The organism is Leucobacter sp. USHLN154, assembly GCF_037145595.1.
GTDB classification, from domain to species: Bacteria; Actinomycetota; Actinomycetes; order Actinomycetales; family Microbacteriaceae; genus Leucobacter; species Leucobacter alluvii.
The window spans coordinates 1-26,452 of sequence record NZ_JBBCXF010000004.1; the positions used below are offsets into that span (position 1 = coordinate 1).

Sequence of the window (26,452 nt, forward strand, 5' to 3'; positions counted from 1 at the left end):
GATTGCCACACGCCCCGGGGAAAAACCGGAACATGCAACGAGTTCAATCTGGCAACAGAACCATCAATACTGACGATTCTTGTTATCCAAAAAAGGAATCTCCCACACCCATAAACCTGGATGTCGGGGATTATAAATTAAATTGGCATATGACAATTTAAGTGCACACTATTGAGTTCTCAAAGACCAGACACCACCCGTCACACCCAACCAAGGGAAGCTCCGAACAGCAACCTGTCATCTACCGCTGGGAGCAATACGCGCTCCAGCTGGACCGCCCTTGGGGCGTCCACCTTGCGGTGAGATCGAGTCTCTCACTTTACACGCCCGAGCCAGACTTTGGCAAGTCCTGCTCTCGGTGATCTCGAGAGAGCCGATGTCCGATTCGAATCTCGGCCGCTTTCGCGCCGTTTTCCGTTTCGCTGACAAGGGAATACATTACGGGGATCCTGGCTGCAGGGCAACTAGCGCCCACATCCCGGGCGTGTCTGCTGCGAGCGGCGCCGGATCTCGATTCCCCCGATCCCACGGCCACTCGCCCCGGGAAAAGCGAAAGGCCCCGGCCTCATCGATTTCTCAATGAGGCCGGGGCCTTCAGTACTGGTGGCGGGTGAGGGATTCGAACCCCCGTAGGCGTTGCCAGCTGATTTACAGTCAGCCCCCTTTGGCCGCTCGGGTAACCCGCCATCGGTCGCGCGAACGCAACCAGGAATCTACCCTAGCGGCTCCAGTGCGCGAACGGAAATCCTGGACGCACCGAGACGAGCCCGCACGCGCTGCCGACGCATGGGAGTATCGGTGCATGAGAGATCTTCCCGAGGAACTGACGCTGCAGGCCGCTCACGTCGCCGACATGTCCGCGACGACGTTCTACCGTGTCGCCGCACTTCGGCAGGAGGTCTTCGTGGTCGAGCAGGACTGCGTGTACCTCGATCTCGATGGACGCGATCTGGAGGGCGGCTCAGTTCAGATATGGGCGGAAGAGGCCAGTGGGGCGATCGCGGCAACCGTGCGGATCCTCGTGGAAGAGCCCGGCGAGCGCGGCACCCGCAGCATCGGTCGTGTCGTCACCGCCCCGACATGGCGGGGTCACGGTGTCGCCGCGGTGCTGCTCGAAGCGGCCATCGAACGGTGCGCCGGGCGACCGATCATGCTCCACGCGCAATCGCACCTGGTCGACTGGTACGCGCGCTTCGGTTTCATCAGCTGCGGCGCCGAGTATCTCGAGGACGGCATTCCGCACACTCCCATGCGCCTGAACTAACGCCTCACGGCTCGATCGCGTCATCGAGCCCCGGCACGGTCACCGCGAGCCCGTGCCGGTTCGCCCGGGCAGAGATTGCTTGCTCCCGAACCAGGGAGAGCAACTCGACCGGACCCGCCATCGTCACTGGCTCCGCCCAGATGGCGACGCGATCCTGCGGTCCGAGCCACTCCGCCGCCCGAACACGGTCACCGTCGATGAGGCGCACCCGGATGGCCCGGGTCCCGTCAGCGGCTACCGCCCCGGCCACCGCCAGTCGCTCGAGCCAGTCCTCATCGCGCTCGAGCGACAGCTCGATGTCGCGGTGCTCCAGGAACTCGGTGAGTTCGACGGGGAGCACCTCTCCGGTCGAGACCGTGATCGGTGCGCGAGCGAGCAGCGCGGCGGCGATGACGCGTGCGAGCGCGACGAGGGCTCCGCCTTCCGCGAGACGCACGTGCGTGGCGACGGGTCGGTGCCGGATGAGGTTCCGCTCGATCCCGAGCCCGATCGTGTCGCGATCGACGCCGAACGACGTGCGCCACGTGAAGGCGTCGGCGAGCGCGGCGCGCCTGAGCTCGTCGAACGCCTGATAGGGCAGCACGGGCTGCAGCGTCTCGATGAGCAACCGGATCTCGGGTTCGAGCCCGCGCAGATGCAGGGTCTCGCTCCGGCTCCCCTCCCGAACGCGCCACGAGCCCAGGGCGATCAATCGGTTCGGCCCGCCGGCGAGGCCGGAGAGCCCCATGCCGGCATCGTTCCACCCTCCGCCCGGGTGCCGCTCCACGCGAACGTGCGTCGTCGCACGGTTGACAGACACTGCGGCCGCTTCGATGCCCTCCAGCCAGGCACCGATCTCGTCCCCGTCGTTGGAGTGGATCGCCGCCACGCCGCCGGTGCCCTCACGGTTCTGCAGCGCCAACGCCTCGGAGAGCGAATGCGCTGTGGTGATGCCGATCACGGGCACCGTCCGCGCGTCGTCCCAGAAGGTCGCATTCGCCGAGACCCCTGCCCGCACTCCCGGGCTCCACACCCGTCCCTCCGAATCGAGGGATTCGGGTTGCACGAGCCATTCCTCTCCGCGAGCGAGTTCGGAGAGCGCACGCCGCTCGGCCTCGTCGGCCGGGGCATGCAGCGGGCCGACCCGGAGGCCCAAGACCGTGGCGTCGGACTCGCGCGCGCTGTCGCCGGCCCGGAGGGCTCGTACGGCATCGGCGAGCCCCTCTCGGAAACGCCGCGATCGCGCCACGCTGCCGAGCAGGATCACGCCCCTGGCGGCGCGAAGACTGCCTCCCGAGCGGCCGAGCGCCGAGGCGACGACGTCGTCGATCGCTCGATCCAGGTCGGCGGACGGCGTGACGAGCACGAAGCCGCGCGACCGGAACTGCCCTTCGACCCGGAGGTCGGGCCGACGACGCGCGAGGTCGGTCGCGTCAGCACGGGATCCGATCACGACCGCGCGATCGACGCTTCGATGTGCCGCGAGCTCGGCAATGGTTCGGCCGACGACTGCGGCTTCGAGCCGCACCACACCGGGCGTCAGGCCACCGACCTCGCATTCTTCGATCACGGCCGACGCCGATGCCAGGAGGCGGTGCGGCACGAGCCAGAGCACCCCGCTTCCCGCTGCCAGCGCGGCGAAGACCGCTTCCGCCTGCACGGCGAGCGGGGTGGGCGCATCGGCGGCGACGAGCACGAGCCGCTCCGGGACGAACGTGGCGCCGCGCACCGCACCGAGCGCCTCGGCGAGCTGGCCGCTGTATCGGGCCGCATCCACCAGGTCGTCCACTTCGGCGTCGAGCTCGGCGATCGGGGCGCCCGTGTCGGCGGCCAGCAGCTGAATCAGTCGATCCCGTGCGGCGACCATCGCGAGTGCCGAGCGGCGCAGCCGTGACGCCCGCGTGCGGGTCGACTGGGCCGACCACGCTTCGGCTCGAGAACGCGCATCCTCCGCGACGAGTTCCGGATCGAGATCGGCTGCCGAGAGGGCAATCGTGGCGTTCGCGGCATCGTCGTGACCCGTCCGTGCTCGAGCTTCCGCGAAGAGGTCTCGCGCCCACTCGCGATTCGCCGCCACGGTCGCGTCGGTGGCCGGCTCGTTCGCGAAACCGGATTCCGACACGGCGGGGATCGCGCGCGGCGGGGCGACGGCCTCGAGGGTGAACTCTCCCGTCGACCCCCTCGTCAGCCCCAGTACCGCAGCAGTGAGGCCACCGGTCTCGAATCGCGCCGGTTCGTCGGGGGCGCGGTAGAACAACGCACTGTCGCGCTCCGAGGGATCCCATTCGCGCGCCCGGTTCTGGGTGCGGTGCGACGCCGGAGCCGGCTCCGCTGCCCGTGCGAGTGCGGTGCCGAACTCGGTGAACGCTTGCGACAGCGCCCGTTCGCGCGTCAGCTCAGCGGGTTCGCTCGCGATCTCTTCGGCGTCGTCCTCACCTCCCCCGGATTCGGGTTCCCGTGCGATGAGCGCCTCGAGTCTGGACGGTCCCGAGTCTGGATCGGCAGCTTCAGCTGCGATGCCGACGAGCAGATCGACGGCACCGCCGAATTCCTTCGGCGGGACGACGGGCACGACGACGCGCACATCGGGGAGGGTCTCGCGAAGCACCGATGCGAGCCCGGGGGCGACGCCGCTGCGCAACTGCACCGCGCTGAGTTCTCGCGATCCGAGCTCGTCAGCCAGGGCGACCGCGGCCGCGAGCACGAGCACGTCCTCTGTGGCGATCACGGGCCGCAGCACCGCCGCTCGTCCCGGGTGCAGCGCGAGTTCCGTCAGCCGCAGCAGCTGTGCGAGCACGTCCACGCGTTCTTCCAGCACCGGCACCGGGAGCCCCGATTCGATCGACGCGATGCGTTCGCCTCCGGCCACGCCGCCCACGCCGATGACGACTTCGGCCGGCGCCCCGCCCTCGGCGACGCGGCGCTGCGCCCAACGACTCAGGCGGCCGTAGTACTCGCGCGACTCCGGCAGTTCGGCGAGCAACTGCACCCCGATGCGCGCCCGGTCGAGCGCGGGGTCGACGAGTGCACGAATCGCGATCTCGGGCAGCATGCGCGCCCACCGCACGTTTCGAGCGGACAGATGAATCGTGGTTCCGTGCTCAGCCGAGGCGCGCAGCACGGGTTCGAGTGCGGATGCGGCGCGCGCGACGTCGTCGTCGAACGTCCACTCCGTGCCGCCGGGGGCGATGCGCTCCGGTTCGACCACCAGATGCGCGACGGTTGGATGGGCTGCGAGCGCGGCGAGTCGCGCCACTTCCCCGGCAGCGCCGTCGGGCCCGTGCACGCCGTTGCCGAGCGGCCGCGTGACTGCCCGCAGTCCGGCGTCGGAGTACCTCCGATGCGCGTCGGCGAGCGCTGCTCCCGCGGCCGAGCTGAGCCAGGTCGCGGTTCCGGTTCCGCCCGCTGCGCCGGGCAGCCGAGCGGCGAGCACCAGCCCGGAGACGCGATCCCGGAGCCAGCGGCGAGCGACCGGCATGACTGCCCAGGGGAGCCCGAGAGATGTCGCTCCACCCGCCCGTACCGCGAACCGGTCACGCGCGGGCATGGAATCCGGTACTTCCTGCGACATGGCATGGAGTCCGACCGCCGAAGCGAACGCGTCTTCCGTTCCGGCGACGAGCTCGAGCAGCCTCCGTGTGAATTCGAAACTCTCGGGATCGCGGCGCAGCCCCTCGAGCAGGTGCCCGGATCCGCGAGGGTCCACCGTCTCATCCGGCGCCCGATCGCGCAAAGCTGAGATCCAAGCGTGCGCCAGCGCTTCGGATCGTTCGGACACGGCGTCCCACACCGACGCCGGGGCGATGGGTTCAGCTGCCATGACCCCACTGTATGAGTGGTCGCGCATGTTTGGCGGGAGCGCGCGCCGAAGCCGAGATCTCCCGGTTGTCTCGGCCGTTGGAGATCCCGCAGGAGACCCCGTCGGCGATGCGCCTCAGGCCAGCAGGGCGCGATCGTCGAGCTGCGCGCCCTTGATCTTCGCGAACTCCTCGAGCAGGAGCGGCACGGTGAGCTGGCGCTTCTGCTCCGCCGACGCCTCGAACACGATGTTGCCCTCGTGCATCATGATGAGGCGGTTGCCGAGTCGCAGCGCCTGCTCCATGTTGTGCGTCACCATCAGCGTCGTGAGCGCGCCCTGGGAGACGATTCGGTCGGTCAGCTCGGTGACAAGTGCCGCGCGCTGCGGGTCGAGTGCGGCGGTGTGCTCGTCGAGCAGCAGGATGCTGGGACGCGTGAATCCGGCCATGAGCAGCGACAACGCCTGCCGCTGGCCGCCGGAGAGCAGGCCGACCTTGGCGGTGAGCCGGTGCTCGAGTCCGAGTTCGAGCGCGGTGAGCTCTTCACGGAAGCGCTCGCGGAGCGTACGGCTGAGCGCGAGCCCGAGCCCGCGGCTCTTGCCCCGACGCTCGGCGAGCGCAAGATTCTGCTCGATCGTCAGATCGGGAGCGGTGCCCGCCATGGGGTCCTGGAACACGCGGCCGATGAACTTGGCGCGCTGGTACTCCTTGAGCTTGTTGACGCGCTGGCCGTCGATCTCGATGCTGCCGGAGTCGACGCTGTAGCGACCCGAGATGGCGTTCAGCAATGTCGATTTGCCGGCGCCGTTGGAGCCGATGACGGTGACGAAGTCGCCTTCGTCGAGGCGCAGGCTGAGGCCGCCGAGTGCGCGGCGCTCGTTGACGGTGCCGGGGAAGAACGTCTTCTCGATGCGTTCAATGGTGAGCATGCGGCTACCTTCCGGCCTGGGTGTCGGGTTCGGGCGTAGTGCCGGCCGCGGGCGACGCGGGATCAGCGCCGACGCGCGCGGTCGTGGCGCCGGCGGGCGCAGCACCGCTCGGCGAGGCGTCGGCGGAGGCCGGGGCGGTGACTTCCTCGAGCACCACGCGGCCGTCCTTGCGTCGCAGCATCGGGATCTTGCGCAGGAACCCCCACCGCGGCAGCAGGAGCGCCGCGATCACGAGGAGCGCGGTGATGAGCTTCATGTCGTTCGGATCGAGACCGGCGCGCAGAGCGAAGAAGATGATGAGGCGGTAGATGACCGCGCCGAGCACGACCGCGAGGCTCGCGAGCCAGATGAAGCGCTGGCCGAAGATGGCCTGGCCGAGGATGACGGATGCGAGCCCGACGAGAATCAGACCGACGCCCATGCTGATGTCGGCGAAGCCCTGATACTGCGCGACGAGCGCCCCGCAGAGCCCCACGAATCCGTTCGAGATGGCGAGGGTGAGAATCGTCGTGCGATCGGTGTTCACGCCGAAGCTGCGGATCATCGGCCCGTTGTCTCCGGTCGCCTGAATGGCGAGCCCGAGGTTGGTCGAGAGGAACCAGTCGACCACGACCTTCAGCACGAGCACGGCGAGGAGAATGATGGCGACGCCGCCCCAGGTGCCGAGGAGCTCTCCTTCGCGCAGCGGGGTGAAGACCGTGTCGGCCCGCAGCAGCGGGAGGTTGGCGGCGACCGCGGTGCCCTCCTTCGCGGTGCCCATGATTCGCAGGTTGATCGACCAGAGGGCGATCATCGTCAGGATTCCGGAGAGGAGGCCGTCGATGCGGCCCTTCGTGTGCAGCAGGCCGGTGATGATGCCCGCGACGATCCCCGCCCCGCCACCGGCGAGGGTGGCGAGGACGGGGTTGTGACCGTTCGTGATCAGCGCGGCCGCGACAGCAGCGCCGGTGGTGAAGCTGCCGTCGACCGTGAGGTCCGGGAAGTTGAGCACTCGGAACGTCAGGTAGACGCCCAGTGCCATCACCCCGTAGATGAGGCCGAGTTCGAGCGCGCCGATCATGCGATGGTCATCCTGTTCGTGTCGTGTGCTGGAGAAACCGTGCGGGCCGGGGGCCCGGGGTTACTCGACGGTTTCCGCCTGGTCGAGGATATCCTTCGGGATCTCGACGCCCATGCGCTCTGCGGCGCCCGGGTTCACCACGTACGTGAAGCTCTTGGAGACCTCGACTGCCATCTCTGCAGGGTCGGCTCCGTCTTCCAGGATCTTGATGGCCATCTCACCGGTCTGATGCCCCAGATCCGTGTAGTCGATGCCGAGTGTCGCGACGGCGCCGCCCTCGACGGTGCCGGCCTCGGCCCCGATGACGGGGATCTGCTTCTCCTCCGCGACCTGCACGAGCGAGGCGATGCCCGAGACGACGAGGTTGTCGGTCGGCACGTAGATCGCGTCGACGTCTCCGAGCGCTTCGGTCGCCTGAGCGATGTCGTTGGCAGTGGTCACGGTCTTCGTGACGATCTCGAGGTCGAGGTCGCTCGCGGCCTCCTCGGCCGCCGAGACCTGCACCTCGGAGTTCACCTCGCCCGATGCGTAGACGATGCCGACCTTCTTCGCGTCGGGAACGATCTCCTGCAGCATCTTCAGCTGCTCGTCGAGCGGGGCCAGGTCGCTGGTTCCGGTCACGTTGCCACCGGGGGTCTCGTTGGAGTCGACGAGCTCTGCTGACACCGCGTCGGTCACCGCGGTGAAGAGGATCGGCTTGTCGGTGATCGCCTGAGCGGCCGCCTGCGCTGCCGGTGTCGCCACTGCCAGCACGAGATCGTTGTCGGAGGTCGCGAAGCCCTGCGCGATGGTGACGGCCGTGGCCTGCTCTGCGTTCGCGTTCTGCTCGTCGAAGTTCACCGTCTCGCCATCGACGTATCCCGCGTCGATGAACGCCTGCTTGAAGCCCTCGGTCGCGGAGTCGAGTGCCGGGTGCTGCACGAACTGGCTGATGCCGATGTTGAAGGTCTCCGCTGATCCTCCCTCGCCTGACGAGTCGGGTGAGGAGCAGGCGCTGAGGGTGAGTGCTGCCGCTGCGGTGACGCCGGCGATAGCGAGGGCGCGGCGGCGGAACGAGGTCTGTCGCATGGGTATCGAATCCTTTGTGGGGGACGTCGCCGGGTCAGTGCTTCGGCGAACTGAGCGAGTCGGCGAGAACTTACGCCGATTCAAGCATCGTAGACCGGGATCCCCCCGCGGGAGCAACTCGGGGCCCTCTTCGTGACCGAGGCGTTGTAATTCCTGACCGATCGATCGGTCAGTCGGCCTGGCCGAACTCTCCGGTCGCAACGATGACTGCCCGGGCCAGTACGGCATCGCGCATCATGAACCCCATGACCGCCGGTGTGAGATCCGGGTCGATGTCGAGGTGCTCGACGCCGAGCGCGTGCACGACGAACCAGTAGTGATGCACGCCGGTGCCCTCCGGCGGCGCAGCACCGGTGAACGCGCGCTCGCGCCGTTCATTCGGCATCGTCGTCGCAGCGGCCGGCAGCAGCGCGCCGCCCGGCGTGTCTGCGAGAGCGCCGGCACCGGCCGGGAGCTCGTGCGTACTCGCCGGCAGGTTCGCAACGGCCCAGTGCCAGAACCCCGACCCCGTCGGCGCGTCCGGGTCGAAGCAGGTGACGGCGAAGCTCTTCGTGCCCGCCGGGAAGTCGGCCCAGCTCAACTGCGGCGAGCGATTGGATCCCCCTGCCGCCTCTGCGTACTGCTCGGCAGGCAGTGGCTCGCCGTCCTGAATGTCGGCACTCCGCAACGTGAAGCCGGGTACCTGCCGCATGCGCGCATACGGGTCGATGTCGCCGCGGCTCGGATTCTTGTTCGTCATGGCACCCCCCTGGTGATCTGACCTCCAGACTACGGTCAGCGGCTGGCTGCTCCAATGGCCTCCGCGAACCGATCTTTCGCGCCCCGACGCCCTCGAAGACGCTCGATATACTGAGTTCTCGGCATCGGCGCACACGGCGCCCGACGAATCGGAGTGATCATGGCAGCGACCACAGGGTCAGATCGAGCACGCGCGACGCTCGCCTACCTGCGTCGCAAGATCACCACCGGCGAATGGCCGGTCGGCGGGCGCATTCCCATCGAGCCCGAGCTCGCAGAGCAGACCGGCGTCGGTCGCTCGACCGTGCGCGAAGCCGTGCGGTCGCTCGCGAGCATCGGGATGCTCGAGACGCTGCCCGGTCGCGGCACGTTCGTGCGCTCGGCCGCGCCGACGAGCACCCTCCTCAACGAGTTCCTCACCGACTTCACCCTCGAGGAGATCCTCAGCTATCGCCGGGCCCTCGAGATCGAAGCCGCGCAGCAGGCCGCCCTGCACCGCACCGATGAAGACATCGCGGCGCTCGAACGAGCCGCGATCGAAGAGGTCGGATGCACCCGATGCCCCGTGCTCGGGTTCGCGGGCGACGTCGATACGGCCTTCGACAGCCGCTTCCACCGTCTCGTGTTCGACGCCGCGAAGAACCGCCTGCTCGCCGCGCTCTACGCCGGCATCAACGATCGCCTGCGCACTCCGGAGCACCGCGGCCGTCTCGCGAACGTCGCGACCGGAGCGGAGATGGAGCGCGACCACGCCCGCGTGCTCGACGCGATCCGACGCCAGGACTTCATCGACGCCGTCCATGCGATGGTGAACCACGTCGACCACGATGTCGTGATCGTGAACGATCAGCACGAGGTCATCCCTCCGCTCGCCCGCACGCCAGAGCAGCAGCAGCGCATCAATGAAGCGCAGATGGCGCAGGATCACGTGCTCGCGCGGGCGGAAGCCCAGTCGCGACTCTGACTCGTCCGGTGAAGACCGTCAGCGATCGCGCGTCGCGCCCCGTCGTGCGGACAGCCGCCGGAGCGGTTCGGGGGACCTGGGAGCCGTGCAGTCCGGGCGCGGCAGAGGGGCCGAGCGCCGCGGTATTCCGAGGCATCCCGTACGCGGCTGCGCCCGTGGGCGCCCTGCGATTCGCAGCTCCGCAGCCGTGCGAGGCGTGGGACGGGATCCGGGACGCATCGGCGTTCGGGCCCACCCCGCAGCGCGGCGATACGGGAATCACGCTGATCCCCGAGCACTCGATTCCGGGCGACGACACACTGAACGTGAACGTGTGGACACCTGCGCCGGAGGCATCGGCGAAACTGCCTGTGATCGTCTGGATCCACGGCGGCGGCTTCATCTCAGGCTCCCCGGCGAGCCCCTGGTACGACGGCCGCGCGTTCGCCCGCGACGGAGTGGTGCTCGTGACGATCTCGTACCGGCTGGGCTTCATCGGGTTCGGCTCCGTCGACGGCGCTCCGGCCAACCGCGGGGCACTCGATTGGGTGCGCTCGCTGGAATGGGTGCAGCAGAACATCGCGGGGTTCGGGGGTGATCCGGATCGCGTCACCATCGCGGGGCAATCCGCCGGAGGCGGCGCGGTGCTCACGTTGCTCGGCGTTCCAGCGGCTGAGGGGCTCTTCGCCGCTGGCTACGCCATGTCGGCGGCCGTCGCCGCGCCGTCGCTCGACGCCGCTGCGGCTCGCACCCGGCACCTGGCCCGTCTGGGCGGAGTGACTCCCGATCTCGCCGGTCTCGGGTCGCTGCCCGAGGCGAGAATCATCGAGTTGCAGCGCCGGATCACGGCGCCTGCCGCGCCCCGCATCCTTCGCGACGTGCACGGCATGCTCCGGGACGGGCTCATGATCGGCCCGCTCCCGGACGGTGACGTGGTGCCGCTCGACGCGTTGCAGGGCACATCGCACGGGCCCAGCGCGCACGTGCCCCTGGCGCTGAGCACCGCAGACGACGAGCTCATGGGAATGTTCACACCGCGCCCCATCCTCGACCGTGCGCCGCGCCGCGCCGTGCTGCGCGCCCTCGGAGCATCCGCAGCGGTTGCGGATCGCTGGCTCGAGACGCCGGAGGTCCAGGCGACCGCGAGCAGCGTCGCGCTCGTCGGGCGGTACGCCACGGACGCCGTGTTCCGCTCATGGGTGCCCCGTGTCGCCCGTGCCCGCGGAGCGTCTGCAGTTGCGGGCACCACCTGGACGTCTCGCTACTCCTGGCACGCACCCGATACCGAGGCCGGCGCACCGCACTTCGCGGGGCACTGCAGTGATGTGCCGTTCGTCTTCGACCGCCTCGATGCCGTGGGCGTCGAGCGCGTCGCGGGCACCGCCCCTCCGCAAGCTCTCGCGGACGCCGTGCACGGCGCCCTGGTGCGCTTCGCGCGCGACGGGGACCCGGGGTGGGAAGCCGACCGCGACGGAACCGGCCCCGCACGGATCTTCGATGTTCCGGTGCGTGAGCAGCGCGATGCGTACGCGTCAGCCGCGGCCCTGCTCGAAGCGAGTCACTCGCGCGACGCGAGCGCGCACCCCTCGCGCTGACGCGCGCGAGATCACCGCGCGCCGTTCGCGCCCTCTGCGCGATCGTGGGCGATGTAGTGCACCAGCGCGTCCCGCACGAACTCCGCCCCCGTCGCTCCGCCGTAGTTCGCGGCGAAGCGCTCGTCCGTGACGTACAACTCGCCGAGCCCGCGCACGTATCCGGCGAGATCACCCGCGGGGTCGGCGGCGGGGGTCCCAGGTATCCCCCGCAACCAGGCCACGTGCTGGGCGGCGAGTTCCTGCCCCTCGGCTCCCGCCGGGTCGAGCTCGCGTTCGGCGGCCATGCGCCACGCTGCGGCGAGGTCGGCGCTGCGGCGCTGCCACGCCTCGCGCGCACCGCTGCCGAGCCCCTGCCACCAACGGTCGCCCTCCGCGTACGCGCGGTCTCCCCAGCGCCGCTCCACCTCCTCACGGTGCTGTGCGTGGTCGAATCCGTCGAAGATGTTCTCAGTCATCAGTGCTCCTGCTGGTGCGGTGTCGGTCATGCCCGGGAGGGCGGCGATGGTGCGCTCCACGGCGCGGATCTGGCGGGTGATGCGCTCTCGCTCGCGGTGGAGGATCGCGAGGTGCGACTGCAGGATCTCGGTCTCGGCGGTCTGCGCCGTGCGATCCGACAGCGCACTGCGGCTGCTGGCATCCTGCGACGCGAGCACCCGGGCGATGGCGTCGAGGCCCAGACCGAGATCGCGCAGCAGCAGGATGCGCTGCAGGCGGAGCAGCGCCCGGTCGTCGTAGTAGCGATACCCGTTCGAGCCGATGCACGTGGGCGGCAGCAGACCGATGCGGTCGTAGTGCCGCAGCGTGCGCGAGGTCGTGCTCGCCGCGCGAGCCACCGCCTGCACACTGTGCAACGCACGCGTATTCGTGGTCGTCATGGTGTTCTCCGTTCCAGATGTCACGCTACGCGTTGACGCCGCGTCAATGTCAAGCGTTGGGCTGGTGCGGTTCGCTGCGCGCCTCCCGCGTACCATTGACGGGTGAGCGAGCCCAAGATCCTGCTGTACTACGTCTTCGCCCCCGTGGCCGATCCCGAGGCCGTGCGCTTGTGGCAGCGGCAGCTCTGCGAATCGTTGGGCCTGCGAGGACGCATCATCATCTCGCGCCACGGCATCAACGGCACAGTCGGCGGCGAGCTCGACGCCTGCAAGCAGTATGTGCGGCGCACTCGCGAGTACGCCCCGTTCGCCGGGCTCGAGCCGAAGTGGAGCATGGGAACGGCACTGGTCGATGCCCCGGATGAGCGACTGCACGGCACCGAGCGCGGGCCGCGATGGCGGCGCATCAGCGACTTTCCGAAGCTCAGCGTCAAGGTGCGCGACGAGCTCGTGGCATTCGGAATCCCCGACGAAACCCGCGTCGACGACGACGGCGTCGTCGGCGGCGGCGTGCATCTCTCCCCGCATGAGGTCAACGAACTCGTGGCCGAGCGCGGAGACGATGTGGTGTTCTTCGACGGGCGCAACGCGTGGGAGGCCGAGATCGGTCGGTTCCGGGGCGCGGTGGTGCCCGACACGCGCACGACGCACGATTTCATCGCGCAGATCGACGCCGGTGACTTCGACGCGCTCAAGAACCGGCCCGTCGTCACCTACTGCACCGGCGGCATCCGCTGCGAGATCCTCTCTGCCGCGATGCGGGATCGCGGCTTCGGCGAGGTGTACCAGGTCGACGGCGGCATCGTGAAATACGGCGAGGCCTTCGGCAACGACGGACTGTGGGAAGGATCGCTTGCCGTATTCGACGGCCGCGAAGCGCTCGACTTCGCGCCCGGCGCAGCTGTCGTCGGCAGGTGCCGTGTGTGCGACGCCCCCTCGAACATCGTGGCGAACTGCGCCGACCCTGCGTGCAAGCACCGCTTCGTGGTGTGCGACGAGCACGCCGGGGCCCCCTGCGAGGAGCACGCAGCGGTGTGAGGGAGCGCCCCGCCCCCTCCCCCACCTGCGGGGGGGGGGGGCCCCCCCCCCCCCCCCCCCCCCCGGGCGCGGGGCGCCCCCCGGGGGGGGGGTGCCCCCACCCCCCCCCCCATGCCCCCCCCCGCTCGAGTGAGTGGCGGACGGGCGCGACGGACGGGCGCCGTCTGACGGGTCAGTCCGTCGGAAGGCGCGGGATCGCCGAGATCAGGCGCTGCGTGTACGCCTCTCGCGGCCTCGCCAGCAGATCACCGGTGGCGCCCGTCTCGACCACGCGGCCGCCTTCGAGCACCGCGGTGCGCTCGCAGGTCGCCGCAACGGCGCCGAGGTCGTGGGAGACCATGACGAGCGCGAGCCCGTGTTCGGCGCGCAGCTCGTTGATGAGCTCGATCACCTGGGTGCGGGTGCTGACGTCGAGCGCGCTGACGGGCTCGTCGGCGACGAGCACGCGCGGCCGAACGACGGTCGCGCGAGCGATCGCGATGCGTTGACGCTGGCCCCCCGAGAACTCGTGCGGGTAGCGGGAAGCGGCGTCTGCTGGCAGCCCGACGGATGCGAGCGCGGCGCGCACGCGTGCGCCCGCTTCCGCCCCTCGGGCGAGGCCGAGGGATTCGAGCGGTTCTGCGATGATGCGATCGACCCGCTGCCGTGGATCGAGCGACGAGTACGGATCCTGGAAGACGGCTTGGACGCCGCTGCGGAACCGGCGCATGAGCGTGCGATCCCGCAGGCGCAGCGGAGCGCCGTCGAACCGGATCTCGCCGCGCGCTGGTGCCGCGAGCCCGAGCAGGAGTGAGAGCAGCGTCGACTTGCCCGCCCCCGACTCTCCGACGATGCCGACGGAGTCACCCGCAGCCACTGCGAGGTCGACGCCGGTCAGAATTCTCCGTGCGCCGTACGAGAAGTCGACGCCGCTCGCTTCGAGTACCGTCATCGCCTGCCCTCCGCGTCGGTCGGACCAGAACCGTCGAGCGCCGCGTCGAGGACGCGCGCGTGCGCGACGAGCTGGGCCGTATAGGGATGCTGCGGCGCGCGCAGGATCTGACGCACCGCGCCTTCCTCGACGACCGCGCCCCGCTGCAGCACGAGCACACGGTCGGTCATGCGCGATACGACGGCCAGGTCGTGGCTCACGAACAGCAGCCCCATGTCGCGCTCGGCCACCAGCCGGTCGAGCAGATCGAGCACCTCGGACTGCACGGTCACGTCGAGCGCGGTGGTCGGCTCGTCGGCGATGAGCAGTCGGGGGCGCGCAGCCAGCGCGATGGCGATCGCGACCCGCTGTCGTTGACCGCCGGAGAGTTCGTGGGGGAACGCACGAGCGAACCGCTGCTCGCCGAGCCGCACCTCGTCGAGCGCCTCGGCGACCGCACGGTCGAGTGCGCTGCCCCGAAGCCCGAGGTGGCGCCGGATCGGCTCCGCGATCTGCCTGCCGACGCGCATGAGCGGGTCGAGCGCCGTGAGCGGCTCTTGGAACACGACGCCGGCGGCCGGCCCTCGGAGCGGACGCACGCTCTGCTCGTCGGCGCCCACCGTCTCGACTCCGGCGAGCCGCACCGATCCCGTTGCGCGGAGGCCGTCGGGGAGCAGCGCGGTGATCGCCAGCGAGGTCAACGACTTGCCGGATCCTGACTCCCCGATGAGCCCGAGACGCTCACCGGCGGCGACCTCGAAATCGATTCCATCGACGAGCGCGGCGTCTCGTGAGCGCACGCGCAGTGCGCTCACGCGCAGCAGTGCTTCGGTCATGCGCTCCTCCCGCGTCGAGTCGGGTCGGCCGCATCGCGCAGACCATCGGCGACGAAGTTCACGCCGAGCACCAGTACGACGAGTGCGACGCCAGGCGCGATGGCGCCGATCGGAGCCGTGAGCACGGTGCCCTGCGCTTCCTGGAGCAAGCGCCCCCACGAGGCGTTGGGAGGCGGGGCGCCCAGGCCGAGGTACGAGAGACTCGCCTCCGCGAGTACCGCGGCGCCGAACTGCAGCGCCAGGGTGACCGCCAGCGTGGGAGCCATGTTCGGCAGCAGGTGACGGCGAATGATGCCGAGGGTGCGCGTACCGCTCGTGCGCGCAGCGATCACGTACTGCGATCCGACCGCGCGCTTGGCGAGGATCCGCGACACCCGCGCCACGATCGCCGACATGGCGAGCCCGATGGCGAGGATCGCCGACCCGAGCGACGGCGGCTGCAGCGCCACGATGAGCATCGCCGTGAGCAGCACGGGAAACGCGATCGCCACGTCGATGAAGGCCGAGATCGCATCGTCGAGCCAGGGCGCGGCGAGCGCGGCGAGCAGGCCGATGGCGACCCCGAGCACGGCGGCGATCAGCACGGATCCGGCCCCCACCAGGAGCGCGATGCGCGCGCCGACCATGAGTTGGCTAAGCAGGTCGCGCCCGAGCTTGTCGGTGCCGAGCAGGTGCTCGCCGCTCGGGCCGGAGAGCCGCCCGCCCGAAGTGTCGTCGAGCGGATACGGCAGCCAGACGAGGGAGACCAGCGCCATCAGCACCACGATGCCGACGAGCACGAGTCCGGCCGTGAGCGTCGCACTGCGCCGAACGCTCCGGCCCCCGCGCCGACGAGTCGGAGCCGTCTCGGAACCCGGATCCGCGGATCCGGGTGCGACCGTGCCGCTGAGCTCGCTCATGCCCCCACCCCTACCGTTCGCCTCAACCGAGGATCGACGATGCGCTGCGCGACATCGGCGACGAAGCCGACCAGCAGCACCAGCAGCGTGGTCACCACGAGCACACCCTGAATCGCGGAGAAGTCATGGCGCGAGATGCCGTCGACGAGGTAGCTCCCCAGGCCGGGAAGCGCGAAGACGCTCTCCACGACCACGGCGCCGAGCAGCGTCGACGCCAGTTCGATCCCGAGCACCGAGATGACCGGCACGGAGCCGTTGCGCAGCCCGTGACGCCAGAGCGCCTCGCCGAATCCAGATCCGTGCGCGCGGGCCAGGCGCAGATAGTCGCTGCCGAGCACATCGAGCGTCGCCGAGCGCACGTAACGAGTGAGCGATGCGCCCATGACGCAGGCGATCGCGATCGCGGGGAGCGCGAGCGACGAGACCGCGCCCGCCGGGTCGTTCCAGTCGTCGATCGGGAAGCCGCCGGTCGGGAACCATCCGAGCAGCAGGCCGAACACCCACACGAGGATGATGCCGACCCAGAACACGGGCACCGCGATCCCGAGCTGCGCCACCCCGGAGAGCACCACGCCGTACCAGCGATCCGCGCGCACGGCGGCGGTGACGCCGGCGAGCAGCGAGCCGACGACCGCCAGTGCGAAGGCGAACACCGTGAGCGGGAGGGTGACGGCCAGGCGCGCGGAGATCTCATCGCCGACCGAAGCGCCCGTGATGAGCGATTCGCCGAGGTCGAGCCGAAGCATCTGCGCGACCCACGCACCGAACTGCACCAGAATCGGCTGATCCGACCCCACCTGCGCGCGTGCTGCGGCGATCTGCTCAGGCGTCGCGTTCACCGAGAGCAGCGCATTCGCCGGGTCACCGGGAAGCAGCCGGAGCAGCACGAAGATGAGCACCATCGCGATGGCGAACGAGGCGATGAGCAGCAGGCCGCGCCGGATCACATATCCGGTCATCGGCCCTCCCCTTGCAGTGTCTGTAACGGCGGTGCGCGGCGTGCCGCCTCGATCGCGGGTGCGCGCGGCGCCCGGCCGACGTGCCGGGCGCCGACGCCACTACTCCTTGACGATGTTATAGGCGAAGAACTGCGAGTTGAGCCCATTGACCGGGTAGCCCGACACGGTATCGGCCGCGACCACGATCTGCGGGTACAGGTAGAGCCACGCGCTCGCGGCATCTCCGGCGATCTGACGGTTGGCCTGCTTCAGCAGCTCGGTCTGCTCGGCCTCGGTCTCCGCCTGCTCCGCCTGGTCGATCCACTGCGCGACCTGCGGGTTGTCGTAGCCCCAGTAGAAGTCTGGGTTGCCGTACCAGACGACATCGCGGTCGTTGACGTGCTCCTGGAGCGTGGCCTCGAAATCATGCTCCTGGAAGACCTTGGTGTACCACTCGTCGGCGCTGATCGTGTTGATGTCGACCGTGACGCCGACCTTCTTCAGCTCCGACTGCAAGAACTCGGCGACGGCGGGGTGCGGATCGTAGCTCGGCGTATCGAGGGTGAACTCGAATCCGTCGCCGAGGCCGGCCTCCTCCAGCAGGCTCTTCGTGCGGTCGGGATCGTAGGCGTTGAGGTCGTTCAGGTCTTCGTACCACGGGTCGGTCGGGGGCACCATGGAGCCGATCACGGTGCCGTAATCGCCCCAGATCGCGCCCAGCAGCTTCTCGCGGTCGATGGCGGAGTAGATCGCCTGGCGCACCTTCACATCGTCGAACGGCGCCACGCGGTCGTTGAACGCGAGCAGTTCCTTCGTCGTCGACTGGCCGTCGGTGATGGTGAAGTTGCCCGAGTCTTCGAACTGGGGCAGCGAGTCGGGGTTCTGCACGCTCGTGATGAGATCGATGCGGCCGCTCTGCAGCGCCGTGTCCTCTGCGGTCGCGTCGGTGAAGTAGTTGTAGACGACCTCGGCGTTCTTCGCCGCGTCGCCCCAGTAGTCGTCCCAGCGCTCGAGCGTCAGGGTGCTGCCGCGCTTCCACTCGCCGAGGGTGTACGGCCCCGTGCCGTCTTCCGAGTTCTCGAGGTCGGTCGCCTCCGAGTTCACGATCCAGATGTACGTGAGCAGGTAGGGGAAGGAGATCGAGCGCTCGTTCAGCGTGAAGACCACCGTCCGGTCGTCCGGCGTGGCGATATCGGCGACGACCTCGAGACTCGACTTGCGCGCCGACTGCGACTCCGGTGCGACGACGGCCTCGACGCTCGATTTCACATCGGCCGAGGTGAGCGCCTTGCCCGAGTGGAAGGTCACGTCGTCGCGCAGGGTGAACGTGTAGGTGAGCCCGTCATCGCTCACCTCGTACCCGGTCGCGAGCAGCGGCTCGGTCGTGCCGTCGTCATTCAGGCGGTACAGCGCTTCGTACACGTTGCCGGTGAGCGCCTCGGTCACGCCCTGCCCGCCGCCCGCGGTGTTGCTGAGGTTGACGGGCTCGTACAGCGACCCGATGCGGATCGTGGCGTCGGCGCCGCCGGCGGAGGCGCCGCCGTTCGAGGCGCACCCGGTGAGCGCCAGCGCAGTGACAGCGAGTGCGCCGATCGCTGCGAGCGCTGATTTCTTGAGGGAGGGCATGGGTTTCCTTCGAGTGGTGGGGTGGAGCTTCGGGTCTGGCGTCGTCAGATCGCGTAGATGTCGAAGCCATCGGTGAAGCGCGGCAAGCGCTCCCCCGCGTGCACGGGCCAGGGCAGGCGGTTCTGAGGTGGCGGCATCGGGCAGTTGTACTGGGCGGAGAAGCCGCACGGCGGCACGAACGCCCGATTGAAGTCGAGGCGCACGTGCCCCGCTTCTCCGAACTCGGCAGCGTCGCGCTCGACGAAGAGGAAACGACCGGACCCGTACGTGCCGGTGTCGTCCGTCAGCCCGTTCGTGGGGTCGCCGAACACGAGCAGCAGCTGGCCGGCGTCGTCGAACGCAGCGAGGGTGAACCGCTGCCCGTCGCGCTCGAACGTGATGTCGCCCGGCACGACGAGGTCGCGGCTGCCACCGGCGTCGCGGATGTGCTCGAATGGCACGGTGCGGTCGGACGAGACCGGCGTGAACTCGGCCTCGATGATCCAGCTCGGATCGAACGGGAACGTCTCGATCTCCTCGAAGGCGCGGATCGCCGGTGCGTTCGCATCCCATACGCGCAGACCGTGCTCGGCACGGCCGCTCGCGATGTTCTTCCGCTCGACGGAGGTGACCGTGACGCCCTCGGGCGCGGCATCGCGTTCGGCTGCGACGAGGCGGGCGGCCGCTTCTTCGTCGACGTCGCCGGGGAACCATCGCGTTTCGATCAGACTCAGATTGCCCGTGGCGGAGGTCACCGACGCGCGCCGACCCGCCCGCCAGGCCTCGTGCGCCGACTCGGGCGTCGGAACCGCGGCGGGCTGCGAGGCTGCGTTCATGGTGTCTCTCCTTCTGACGTCGACGGTCGTGCGCTCCGCAATGAAGCTCCCCGAATGCGACGCATTCACAATCCGCAAGTATCTCGCATTCGCGCGAGGCGCGCGAACGCTTGTGCAGTCGAACGACACATGGTGCGGAGGTATTCCAGCCCGTCGGCTCCCCCTGAGTGCTCCGGGCCGGCCGGCACCGGGTGCGCTGGCGCAAGCCCTGTTCGCTTCTGGCATGCGCATGCGCCGATCGCGCAGGGTGGTGCTCTACGATTCCCGCATGAGCAGACCTCCCCGGCGCGAACGCATGATCACGCGCTTCACCCAGCCGCGCACGAGCGCGAGCGGCGAACCGCGCCCCGTCGTCGAACGCTCACTCGACCGACTGCTCGCGGTCCAGCGCCCGCCCGTGCTCGCCCATCTCCGCCGCATCCGCAAGAAGTACCCGCAGGCCACGCCGGAGCAGATCATCCACGTGCTCGAAACGCGCTACATCGCGACCGTCACCGCAGGCGGTGCTGGAGTCGGAGCCGCCGCGGTGATCCCGGCCGTCGGCACCGGCATCGCCCTGGGGCTGGCCGGCGCCGAGACGCTCGGCTTCGTCGAGGCGACGGCGCTGTTCGCGCACTCCGTCGCCGAGGTGCACGGCATCACGATGACCGACCGCGAGCGCACCAGAGCGCTGGTGCTCGCGCTCATGCTCGGCAACGAGGGAGCCGACCTCGTGCGCCAGGTCACCATGCAGGCCGTCGGAGGCGGCGGCACACGCCGGGACTACTGGGGCAAGATGCTCACCTCCGCGATTCCGCGGTACGCGATGGGGCCGTTGCTCGATCGCCTGAAGACCTCGTTCATGCACCGGCTCGCCGGAGTCGGCGGCGCCTCCGTGGTCGGCAAGGCGCTTCCGTTCGGCATCGGCGCGGTCGTCGGCGGCACCGGCAATCATCTCCTCGCGCGACGCGTCACCAAGGCGGCCCGTCAGGCGTTCGGCCCCGCGCCGTTCGCGCTGCCGATCGAACTCGAGTTCGTGCCCGGCCCGCTCGCAGCGGGTCCGGACGCGGGCGCGAGCCCGGCACCGGCCGCACCCAGGTACGCGCCGCCCCTGCCGCATCCGGAGCCCGCCAGCGCGAGCGCCGACCACTACGACATCACGTCGTTGCCGCCCGGCAGGTGACGAGAGCCGGGCTGAGCGCTACCAGATCGAGACGCGCTCCGCCGGATCGAGCCACAGGCCATCGCCCGCCCGCGTGTCGAACGCCTCATGAAACGCATCGAGGTTGCGCACGATCTGATTGCAGCGGAACTCGTTCGGCGAGTGCGGGTCGATGGTGAGGAGCCGGACGGTCTCCTCGGGGCGCGACTTCTGCTGCCACGCCTGCGCCCAGGCGAGGAAGAAGCGCTGGGCGCCGGTCAGCCCGTCGATCACGGGAGGCTCGGCGCCCTCGAGTGACCGGAGGTACGCCTTCCAGGCGATCTCGAGGCCCGACAGGTCGCCGATGTTCTCGCCGATCGTGAGCTCGCCGTTCACGGTCTGGCCGTCCGCCCCCTCCGGTGACAGCTCGTTGTACTGTCCGATCAACGCACCGGTGAGCGCCTCGAACGCCGCGCGGTCGTCTTCGGTCCACCAGTCCGTGAGGCGGCCGTCGCCGTCGTAGCGCGAGCCTTGATCGTCGAAGCCGTGGCCGATCTCGTGGCCGATGACGGCGCCGATCGCACCGAAATTCGCCGCGGCGTCCCAGCTCACGTCGAAGAACGGCGGCTGCAGAATCGCGGCGGGGAACACGATCTCGTTGAAGCCCGGGTTGTAATAGGCGTTCACGGTCTGCGGGGTCATGAACCACTCGTCGCGATCGATGGGCTTGCCGACCTTCCCGATCTCCCGGGCGAACTCGACCTCTGACACGCGGCGGGAGTTCCCCACCAGATCGCCAGCGTCGACGGCGAGCGCGGAGTAGTCGCGCCACTTCGTCGGGTATCCGATCTTGGGTGTGAACCGGTCGAGCTTGTCGAGTGCCCGGGCGCGGGTCTCCGGGCTCATCCACCCGAGCTGCTCGATGGAGTCGCGGTACGCCTCGATGAGATGCTCGACGAGCCCGTCCATCGCGGCCTTGGCGCGCTCGTCGAAGTGCTGTTCGACGTACAGACGCCCGACCGCCTCCCCCATCGCGCCCTCGACGAAGGAGACGCCGCGACGCCAGCGCTCGCGCTGCTGAGGCGCACCCGTGAGTGCCGTGCCGTAGAAGTCGAAGTTGGCGCGGGAGATCTCCTGCGAGAGCAGCGCGGCCGACGAGCGCACGAGGCTCCAGATCAGCCACGCCCGCCAGGCGTCGAGCTCTGCGTCGACCAAGAGCGCGGCGAGCCCCTCGATCGCGTCGGGCTGCGCGGCGACGACCTCCGCGAACGCGGATTCTGGCGCGCCCATCGCAGCGAGGTACGCCTTCCAGTCGAGCTGCGGCGTCAGCTCCTGCAGCTCGGCGAACGTGCGCAGGTTGTAGAGCTTCTGGATGTCGCGGCTCGCCACCTTGTCCCAGTGCGTCGCGGCGATGCGGCGCTCGAGGTCGTAGGCGAGACCGGCGAGGCGATCGGCATCGGCGACGCCCGCGAGCCCGAGCATGCGCGCGATGTGCGCCTGGTACTGCTGCCGGATCTCGGCGAACTGCTCTTCGCGATAGTACGACTCGTCGGGCAGTCCCAGGCCCCCCTGCATGACGAAGACGATGTACCGAGCCGGGTCGCCCGGGTCGTTGTCGATGTACATGCCGTAGAACCCGCCGAGACCCTGTCGTTCGAACTGCGCGACGACGGTGAGCAGCTCGCCGACGGAGCCGATCTCCCGCACCCGCTCGATGTCTGCGGCGATGGGATCCGCCCCTTGGGCATCAGCGCGCTCGACGTCCATGAAGCTCGCGTAGAGGGCTGCGACCTTGTCCGCCTCGGTCGCCGCCTCCGCGCCCGCCTCGGGAGGCTCCGTCCCGGTGATGATGTCGCGCACGGCCTCCTCGGCGTTCTCGGCGAGCACCGCGAACGAGCCGTATCGCGCCTTATCCGAAGGGATCTCGGTACGGTCGATCCACTTGCCGTTCACATGACGATAGAGGTCGTCCTGCGGCCGAACCGCAGGATCGAGTTCGGAGATGTCGATGCCGGAGACGGGCGCTGCGTTGCTCATGCGACCACCCTACTGGTGGTGTCCGCGGTGGGGGCTACCGTTGTCGCATGACCGCAAACGGCCCACGAATGCAGCGCAGGAGCGTCGATCGCAGCATCGCGCATCTCGCCATACCGGCGCTGGGTGCGCTCATCGCGGAGCCGATGTTCCTGATCGTCGACTCCGCGCTCGTCGGCCACCTCGGCGCCGTCCCGCTCGCAGGTCTCGCCGTCGCCAGCGCGGTGCTCCAGACGACCGTGGGGCTCATGATCTTCCTCGCCTACGCGACGACGCCTCTCGTCGCCCGTACGCGGGGCGCCGGCGACCTGCGCGGCGCCGTGCAGTTCGGCGTGGACGGCCTGTGGCTCGCCCTCGGCATCGGCGTCGCGGTCGGCGGAGCGCTCTGGCTCGCGAGCGGCCCCGTCGTCGCCGCCTTCGGGGCCACCGAGGCGGCGACGCGGCAGGCCCTCGCCTACCTCACGGTCTCCTGCCTCGGCATTCCGGCGATGCTGGTGGTCTTCGCCGCCAGCGGGCTGCTGCGCGGGTTGCAGGACACGCGCACCCCGCTCGCGGTGGCCGCGGTCGGGTTCGCGTTGAACGCACTGCTCAACTGGTGGTTCATCTACGGTCTGGGCTTCGGCATCGCCGGGAGCGCATGGGGCACGGTCATCGCGCAGTGGTCGATGGTCGCCGTCTATCTGGTCGTCGTATTGCGCCACGCGACGCGTGCGGGAGCGCGTCTCCTCCCGCGCCGCGAGGGCCTGGGCCGGGCGGGGCAGAGCGGCGGGTGGCTCTTCGTGCGCACCGTCGGCCTGCGCGCCGCACTCCTCGCGACGGTCTTCGCAGCGACGAGTCACGGCACGGCGGCGACGGCGGGGTACCAGGTCGTCTTCACGATCTTCTCCACTGCCGCGTTCGCGCTCGATGCGCTGGCCATCGCGGCTCAGGCACTCATCGGCGACGCGCTCGGCGCGGGCGACTCGCGTCGTGCTCGGCTGATCGTGCGGCGCAGCGTGTTCTGGGGCATCGGCTGCGGCGTCGTCTTCGGCGGCGCACTGGCGGCGGCAAGCCCCGTGGTGGGGCGGGTGTTCACGGACGACGCAACGGTGCTGTCGATCCTGCCAGCTGCGATTCTCGTACTCGGACTCTCGCTGCCGCTCGCCGGGTTCGTCTTCGTGCTCGACGGCGTGCTCATGGGCGCCGGTGACGCACGGTACCTCGCGTGGACCAGTCTCGTGAACCTCGCCGCCTACCTGCCGGTGCTCTGGATGCTCACGGTGCTCGTCCCGACGGGCACGGGCGGCCTCATCGCACTCACCGCCGCCTTCACGATCGTGTTCATGGCGGCGCGCGCCGTGACGCTGGGCGTTCGCGCCAGGGGCGACAGCTGGGTGCGGCTCGGCGTGTAGCGGGTGGAACCGCACGTGCAGTGCCCCGCAATTGATAATCTGAGCTTTTCACGCCCCCTCATCTCGCACAGGAGCAGCTTGCCTCGTTCGTTCGACAATCGTTTCGCGGTGCGCTGGACCTCCGGCGTGCTCGTCATCTTCGCGCTGCTCGGCTTCGGCTTCGGCAGCTGGCTGGGGCGCATCCCGGCGCTTCGCGACCATCTCGGCGCGAGCACGCTCGAGATGAGCTGGTTCGGCCTCTCACTCGCACTGGGCTCGCTCACCGGCCTCGTCTTCTCAGGCCGCACCGTCTCCTGGCTCGGGCCCCGTCGCACGCTGGTCATCGGGATCATCGGTCAGACACTCATGCTGCCCACCGCGGCGACCCTCTTCTGGGTCGACGCGACCGCTCCGGCGATCGCGTGCCTGGTCGTCTACGGCCTGATGTTCGGCACGTCCGACGTCGCGATGAATGTCAGTGGCGCTGGGGCCGAGCGCGCGCTCGGAAAGCCGCGCATGCCCTTGCTGCACGCCGCATACAGCCTGGGCAGTGTCAGCGCGATGGGTGTCTCCGCGATCTCGGAATCGGCCGGGATCATCGTTCCGGTGCACCTCGGAGCGACGTACGCACTGATCCTGATCGTGTCGATCTTCGCGCTTCCGAACCTGCCTCGGGGCAACTTCGAGGACTCGGCATCCGAGAGCCTGCCGAACGTGCACACCGGTCCGATCCCCGTGACTCCGGCGACGGGCGGCGTTCCCACCCCGGGCGCGCGCTACTCGCCCTGGCGAGAGCCGCGCATCCTCGTGATCGGTCTCATCGCCATGTCCATGGCGCTGGCCGAGGGCACGGCGAGCGACTGGCTGCCTCTCGCGCTCGCGGACGGGCGCGGATTCGCGAACGAATCGGCGGCGCTCACGCTGGGCGTCTTCTTCGTCTCGATGACGCTCGTGCGCATCGCCGGCTCCTGGCTCCTCATCCGGTTCGGGCGCGTACGCGTGCTTCGCGGCGGCGCGATCCTCGTCATCGTCGGGCTCGTCTTCGTCATCCTCGTCCCATTCGCCTGGGCGTCGGTGGTCGGCGCCGTGCTCTGGGGCGTCGGATGCTCGCTCGGATTCCCGGTCGGCATCTCGGCGGCCGCCGACAACCAGGCGACCGCGACCCGTGACGTCGCGGCCGTGTCGGCGATCGCCTACACCGCGTTCCTGCTCGGCCCGATGGGCATCGGTTTTCTCGGCGAGCACCTCGGTCTGCTGCAGGCCTTCTGGCCTCTCGCGGCGTTCTCCGTGTTCGTCTTCATCATGGCCCGCGCCGCTCGCGAGCCGCGTCAGGGGTCCGGGTCCGCGCACTAAGCCCGACCCGGTAAACTCCTGCGGGTGCGAATCGTTGTTGCAGACTGCTCAGTCGACTATGCAGGCCGCCTCTCGGCGCACCTGCCGCGTGCGAAGCGCGTGCTCATGTTGAAAAACGATGGAAGCATCCTCGTGCACTCGGACGGCGGGTCGTACAAGCCGCTCAACTGGATGAGCCCGCCGTGCTCGCACGCACAGCTCGAACTCGACGAGACGCAGACGAGTGCTGGAATCGTCGAGGCCTGGCAGGTCACCCACAAGAAGACCGCCGACAAGCTGATCGTCTCGATCTTCGAGATCTTCCACGACAGCGCGCACGATCTCGGTGTCGATCCCGGCCTCATCAAGGACGGCGTCGAAGCGCACCTGCAAGAGCTGCTCGCCGATCAGATCGAGCTCGCCGGCGCCGGCCACACCCTCGTGCGCCGCGAGTACATGACCCCGATCGGCCCCGTCGACATCCTGGCGAAAGACGCCGCCGGCGGATCAGTCGCCATCGAGATCAAGCGACGGGGCGGCATCGACGGCGTCGAACAGCTCACCCGCTACCTCGAGCTCATGAATCGGGACCCGAAGCTCGCTCCCGTGACCGGGGTCTTCGCGGCGCAGGAGATCAAGCCGCAGGCGCGAACACTCGCAGAGGATCGCGGGATCCGGTGCCTGCTCCTCGACTACGACGCGATGCGCGGCATGGAAGACCAGAACACCCTCTTCTGAGCCACGCCGCGCGCGGGTGCCGCGTCAGGGGACGCGTGACCTCAGGCGCAGTTCGTGCACTCTCGTTGTTCGTTCATCAGGTAGCGGCACTTCGGGCACGGCGTGCGCATCCATGAGGGCTTCTTCTCCCGCGCGCCGGCTCTGACGGCACCGCCGTTGCCGGCCCGCTCCGGGAGTTCCACCGACCAGGATCCGGGTCGCGACTTGCTCAGCACTGCATGCGGCGCGCCGGAGAGCTGCAGAGCTTCCTTCTCCGTCGAGTAGCCGCAGATGAGGCTGCGATAGATCCGCAGATCCGCTCCGTGCCCGCGGACGACTTTCACGTAGGACCGTGTTTCAACGATCTCGATGACCTCGACATCGTCGAAGGCATGAGCGATGAAGTCGCGGTTGGCCGCGGGCGTGTTGCGGGCTTGGAACATCTCCGCCAGCGTCGAGAACGTGCGCTTGTCTTCGTGGTCAGTTTTCATGTGTTTCCATCCGGGGGCGCGAGCCCGCCTGTTCCATGGTCGTATCCCCAGTGGGCGTCGGTAGCACGGGACCTCGGT

General features: G+C 69.3%; 22 protein-coding genes and 1 tRNA gene. 8 read left to right on the forward strand and 15 right to left on the reverse strand.

Annotated features, from left to right (window positions below; genetic code table 11):
- Positions 1 to 601: 601 nt before the first annotated feature.
- Positions 602 to 686 (reverse strand) — tRNA-Tyr (locus WFH23_RS07960).
- A 116-nt stretch (positions 687 to 802) separates the two neighbouring features.
- Between WFH23_RS07960 and WFH23_RS07965 the strand changes: the two genes are divergently transcribed.
- Positions 803 to 1,264, forward strand: a complete 462-nt coding sequence (locus WFH23_RS07965) for a GNAT family N-acetyltransferase (protein ID WP_090147226.1) — start codon at positions 803 to 805, stop codon at positions 1,262 to 1,264.
- A gap of 4 nt (positions 1,265 to 1,268) precedes the next feature.
- On the opposite strand, the gene WFH23_RS07970 is transcribed toward WFH23_RS07965, so the two are convergent.
- From WFH23_RS07970 to WFH23_RS07990, 5 genes are all read right to left on the reverse strand, one after another.
- Positions 1,269 to 5,063, reverse strand: coding sequence for an aldehyde dehydrogenase family protein (locus WFH23_RS07970; RefSeq protein WP_336662151.1), 3,795 nt, complete (start codon positions 5,061 to 5,063; stop codon positions 1,269 to 1,271).
- A gap of 114 nt (positions 5,064 to 5,177) precedes the next feature.
- A complete protein-coding gene (locus WFH23_RS07975) occupies positions 5,178 to 5,969 on the reverse strand; it encodes an ATP-binding cassette domain-containing protein (RefSeq protein ID WP_090145511.1) in 792 nt (263 codons plus the stop codon).
- A 4-nt stretch (positions 5,970 to 5,973) separates the two neighbouring features.
- A complete protein-coding gene (locus WFH23_RS07980) occupies positions 5,974 to 7,029 on the reverse strand; it encodes an ABC transporter permease (RefSeq protein WP_200330922.1) in 1,056 nt (351 codons plus the stop codon).
- Between the two features lie 60 nt (positions 7,030 to 7,089).
- On the reverse strand, positions 7,090 to 8,097 hold the full coding sequence (locus WFH23_RS07985) for an ABC transporter substrate-binding protein (protein ID WP_336662153.1): 1,008 nt from the start codon (positions 8,095 to 8,097) through the stop codon (positions 7,090 to 7,092).
- Positions 8,098 to 8,266: 169 nt separating this feature from the next.
- Complete coding sequence (locus WFH23_RS07990) at positions 8,267 to 8,836, reverse strand: YbhB/YbcL family Raf kinase inhibitor-like protein (RefSeq protein WP_336662154.1); 570 nt, start codon at positions 8,834 to 8,836, stop codon at positions 8,267 to 8,269.
- Between the two features lie 159 nt (positions 8,837 to 8,995).
- On the opposite strand from WFH23_RS07990, the gene WFH23_RS07995 reads away from it, so the two are divergent.
- Both WFH23_RS07995 and WFH23_RS08000 read left to right on the forward strand, forming a co-directional pair.
- Entirely contained in the window at positions 8,996 to 9,799 is an 804-nt protein-coding gene (locus WFH23_RS07995; RefSeq protein WP_090147232.1) for a FadR/GntR family transcriptional regulator, read from the forward strand.
- 8 nt (positions 9,800 to 9,807) lie between these two features.
- On the forward strand, positions 9,808 to 11,373 hold the full coding sequence (locus tag WFH23_RS08000; RefSeq protein WP_336662155.1) for a carboxylesterase/lipase family protein: 1,566 nt from the start codon (positions 9,808 to 9,810) through the stop codon (positions 11,371 to 11,373).
- An 11-nt stretch (positions 11,374 to 11,384) separates the two neighbouring features.
- Here the strand turns inward: WFH23_RS08000 and WFH23_RS08005 are convergent, their stop codons facing one another.
- On the reverse strand, positions 11,385 to 12,248 hold the full coding sequence (locus tag WFH23_RS08005) for a MerR family transcriptional regulator (protein ID WP_336662156.1): 864 nt from the start codon (positions 12,246 to 12,248) through the stop codon (positions 11,385 to 11,387).
- A gap of 102 nt (positions 12,249 to 12,350) precedes the next feature.
- Here WFH23_RS08005 and WFH23_RS08010 point away from each other — a divergent pair, with 102 nt between their 5' ends.
- On the forward strand, positions 12,351 to 13,286 hold the full coding sequence (locus WFH23_RS08010) for a tRNA uridine(34) hydroxylase (RefSeq protein WP_336662157.1): 936 nt from the start codon (positions 12,351 to 12,353) through the stop codon (positions 13,284 to 13,286).
- Between the two features lie 172 nt (positions 13,287 to 13,458).
- Here WFH23_RS08010 and WFH23_RS08015 read toward each other — a convergent pair whose 3' ends face one another.
- From WFH23_RS08015 to WFH23_RS08040, 6 genes are all read right to left on the reverse strand, one after another.
- Entirely contained in the window at positions 13,459 to 14,217 is a 759-nt protein-coding gene (locus WFH23_RS08015) for an ABC transporter ATP-binding protein (RefSeq protein ID WP_200330914.1), read from the reverse strand.
- A complete protein-coding gene (locus WFH23_RS08020; RefSeq protein ID WP_336662158.1) occupies positions 14,214 to 15,032 on the reverse strand; it encodes an ABC transporter ATP-binding protein in 819 nt (272 codons plus the stop codon). Before WFH23_RS08020 ends, WFH23_RS08015 begins: the two co-directional genes overlap by 4 nt.
- Positions 15,029 to 15,931 (reverse strand): ABC transporter permease, encoded by a 903-nt coding sequence (locus tag WFH23_RS08025; protein WP_200330910.1) that lies wholly within the window; start codon positions 15,929 to 15,931, stop codon positions 15,029 to 15,031. Before WFH23_RS08025 ends, WFH23_RS08020 begins: the two co-directional genes overlap by 4 nt.
- On the reverse strand, positions 15,928 to 16,890 hold the full coding sequence (locus WFH23_RS08030) for an ABC transporter permease (protein ID WP_336662160.1): 963 nt from the start codon (positions 16,888 to 16,890) through the stop codon (positions 15,928 to 15,930). The genes WFH23_RS08025 and WFH23_RS08030 overlap by 4 nt, the downstream gene beginning before the upstream one ends.
- 99 nt (positions 16,891 to 16,989) lie before the next feature.
- Positions 16,990 to 18,495 carry an ABC transporter substrate-binding protein gene (locus WFH23_RS08035; RefSeq protein WP_336662161.1) on the reverse strand — a complete coding sequence of 502 codons (1,506 nt, stop codon included), beginning with the start codon at positions 18,493 to 18,495 and terminating at the stop codon, positions 16,990 to 16,992.
- A gap of 44 nt (positions 18,496 to 18,539) precedes the next feature.
- The gene (locus tag WFH23_RS08040) at positions 18,540 to 19,310 is read right to left on the reverse strand and encodes a DUF1684 domain-containing protein (protein ID WP_336662162.1); all 771 of its coding nucleotides are present in this window, start codon (positions 19,308 to 19,310) and stop codon (positions 18,540 to 18,542) included.
- A 268-nt stretch (positions 19,311 to 19,578) separates the two neighbouring features.
- Between WFH23_RS08040 and WFH23_RS08045 the strand changes: the two genes are divergently transcribed.
- Positions 19,579 to 20,472: a hypothetical protein gene (locus tag WFH23_RS08045; protein WP_141653184.1), complete on the forward strand. Its 894-nt coding sequence runs from the start codon at positions 19,579 to 19,581 to the stop codon at positions 20,470 to 20,472.
- A gap of 18 nt (positions 20,473 to 20,490) precedes the next feature.
- Here WFH23_RS08045 and WFH23_RS08050 read toward each other — a convergent pair whose 3' ends face one another.
- Positions 20,491 to 22,467, reverse strand: coding sequence for a M13 family metallopeptidase (locus WFH23_RS08050; RefSeq protein WP_336662163.1), 1,977 nt, complete (start codon positions 22,465 to 22,467; stop codon positions 20,491 to 20,493).
- Between the two features lie 47 nt (positions 22,468 to 22,514).
- Here WFH23_RS08050 and WFH23_RS08055 point away from each other — a divergent pair, with 47 nt between their 5' ends.
- From WFH23_RS08055 to nucS, 3 genes are all read left to right on the forward strand, one after another.
- The gene (locus tag WFH23_RS08055; RefSeq protein ID WP_336662164.1) at positions 22,515 to 23,855 is read left to right on the forward strand and encodes an MATE family efflux transporter; all 1,341 of its coding nucleotides are present in this window, start codon (positions 22,515 to 22,517) and stop codon (positions 23,853 to 23,855) included.
- Positions 23,856 to 23,933: 78 nt separating this feature from the next.
- The gene (locus tag WFH23_RS08060) at positions 23,934 to 25,187 is read left to right on the forward strand and encodes an MFS transporter (RefSeq protein ID WP_090145544.1); all 1,254 of its coding nucleotides are present in this window, start codon (positions 23,934 to 23,936) and stop codon (positions 25,185 to 25,187) included.
- A 24-nt stretch (positions 25,188 to 25,211) separates the two neighbouring features.
- Entirely contained in the window at positions 25,212 to 25,904 is a 693-nt protein-coding gene (nucS, locus tag WFH23_RS08065) for an endonuclease NucS (RefSeq protein ID WP_090145545.1), read from the forward strand.
- Between the two features lie 41 nt (positions 25,905 to 25,945).
- Here the strand turns inward: nucS and WFH23_RS08070 are convergent, their stop codons facing one another.
- Entirely contained in the window at positions 25,946 to 26,374 is a 429-nt protein-coding gene (locus WFH23_RS08070; protein ID WP_336662165.1) for a hypothetical protein, read from the reverse strand.
- Positions 26,375 to 26,452 lie beyond the last annotated feature (78 nt).

Excerpts from the sequence above, each read along its gene's own strand:
- WFH23_RS07965 (WP_090147226.1), top strand. The coding sequence starts at position 803 with ATGAGAGATCTTCCCGAGGAACTGACGCTGCAGGCCGCTCACGTCGCC.
- WFH23_RS08020 (WP_336662158.1), bottom strand. The coding sequence starts at position 15,032 with ATGACCGAAGCACTGCTGCGCGTGAGCGCACTGCGCGTGCGCTCACGA.
- WFH23_RS08040 (WP_336662162.1), bottom strand. The coding sequence starts at position 19,310 with ATGAACGCAGCCTCGCAGCCCGCCGCGGTTCCGACGCCCGAGTCGGCG.
- WFH23_RS08055 (WP_336662164.1), top strand. The coding sequence starts at position 22,515 with ATGACCGCAAACGGCCCACGAATGCAGCGCAGGAGCGTCGATCGCAGC.
- WFH23_RS07970 (WP_336662151.1), bottom strand. The coding sequence starts at position 5,063 with ATGGCAGCTGAACCCATCGCCCCGGCGTCGGTGTGGGACGCCGTGTCC.
- WFH23_RS07980 (WP_200330922.1), bottom strand. The coding sequence starts at position 7,029 with ATGATCGGCGCGCTCGAACTCGGCCTCATCTACGGGGTGATGGCACTG.
- WFH23_RS07985 (WP_336662153.1), bottom strand. The coding sequence starts at position 8,097 with ATGCGACAGACCTCGTTCCGCCGCCGCGCCCTCGCTATCGCCGGCGTC.
- WFH23_RS07995 (WP_090147232.1), top strand. The coding sequence starts at position 8,996 with ATGGCAGCGACCACAGGGTCAGATCGAGCACGCGCGACGCTCGCCTAC.
- WFH23_RS07975 (WP_090145511.1), bottom strand. The coding sequence starts at position 5,969 with ATGCTCACCATTGAACGCATCGAGAAGACGTTCTTCCCCGGCACCGTC.
- WFH23_RS08035 (WP_336662161.1), bottom strand. The coding sequence starts at position 18,495 with ATGCCCTCCCTCAAGAAATCAGCGCTCGCAGCGATCGGCGCACTCGCT.
- WFH23_RS08030 (WP_336662160.1), bottom strand. The coding sequence starts at position 16,890 with ATGACCGGATATGTGATCCGGCGCGGCCTGCTGCTCATCGCCTCGTTC.
- WFH23_RS08045 (WP_141653184.1), top strand. The coding sequence starts at position 19,579 with ATGAGCAGACCTCCCCGGCGCGAACGCATGATCACGCGCTTCACCCAG.
- WFH23_RS08050 (WP_336662163.1), bottom strand. The coding sequence starts at position 22,467 with ATGAGCAACGCAGCGCCCGTCTCCGGCATCGACATCTCCGAACTCGAT.
- WFH23_RS08015 (WP_200330914.1), bottom strand. The coding sequence starts at position 14,217 with ATGACGGTACTCGAAGCGAGCGGCGTCGACTTCTCGTACGGCGCACGG.
- WFH23_RS07990 (WP_336662154.1), bottom strand. The coding sequence starts at position 8,836 with ATGACGAACAAGAATCCGAGCCGCGGCGACATCGACCCGTATGCGCGC.
- WFH23_RS08070 (WP_336662165.1), bottom strand. The coding sequence starts at position 26,374 with ATGAAAACTGACCACGAAGACAAGCGCACGTTCTCGACGCTGGCGGAG.
- WFH23_RS08025 (WP_200330910.1), bottom strand. The coding sequence starts at position 15,931 with ATGAGCGAGCTCAGCGGCACGGTCGCACCCGGATCCGCGGATCCGGGT.
- WFH23_RS08005 (WP_336662156.1), bottom strand. The coding sequence starts at position 12,248 with ATGACGACCACGAATACGCGTGCGTTGCACAGTGTGCAGGCGGTGGCT.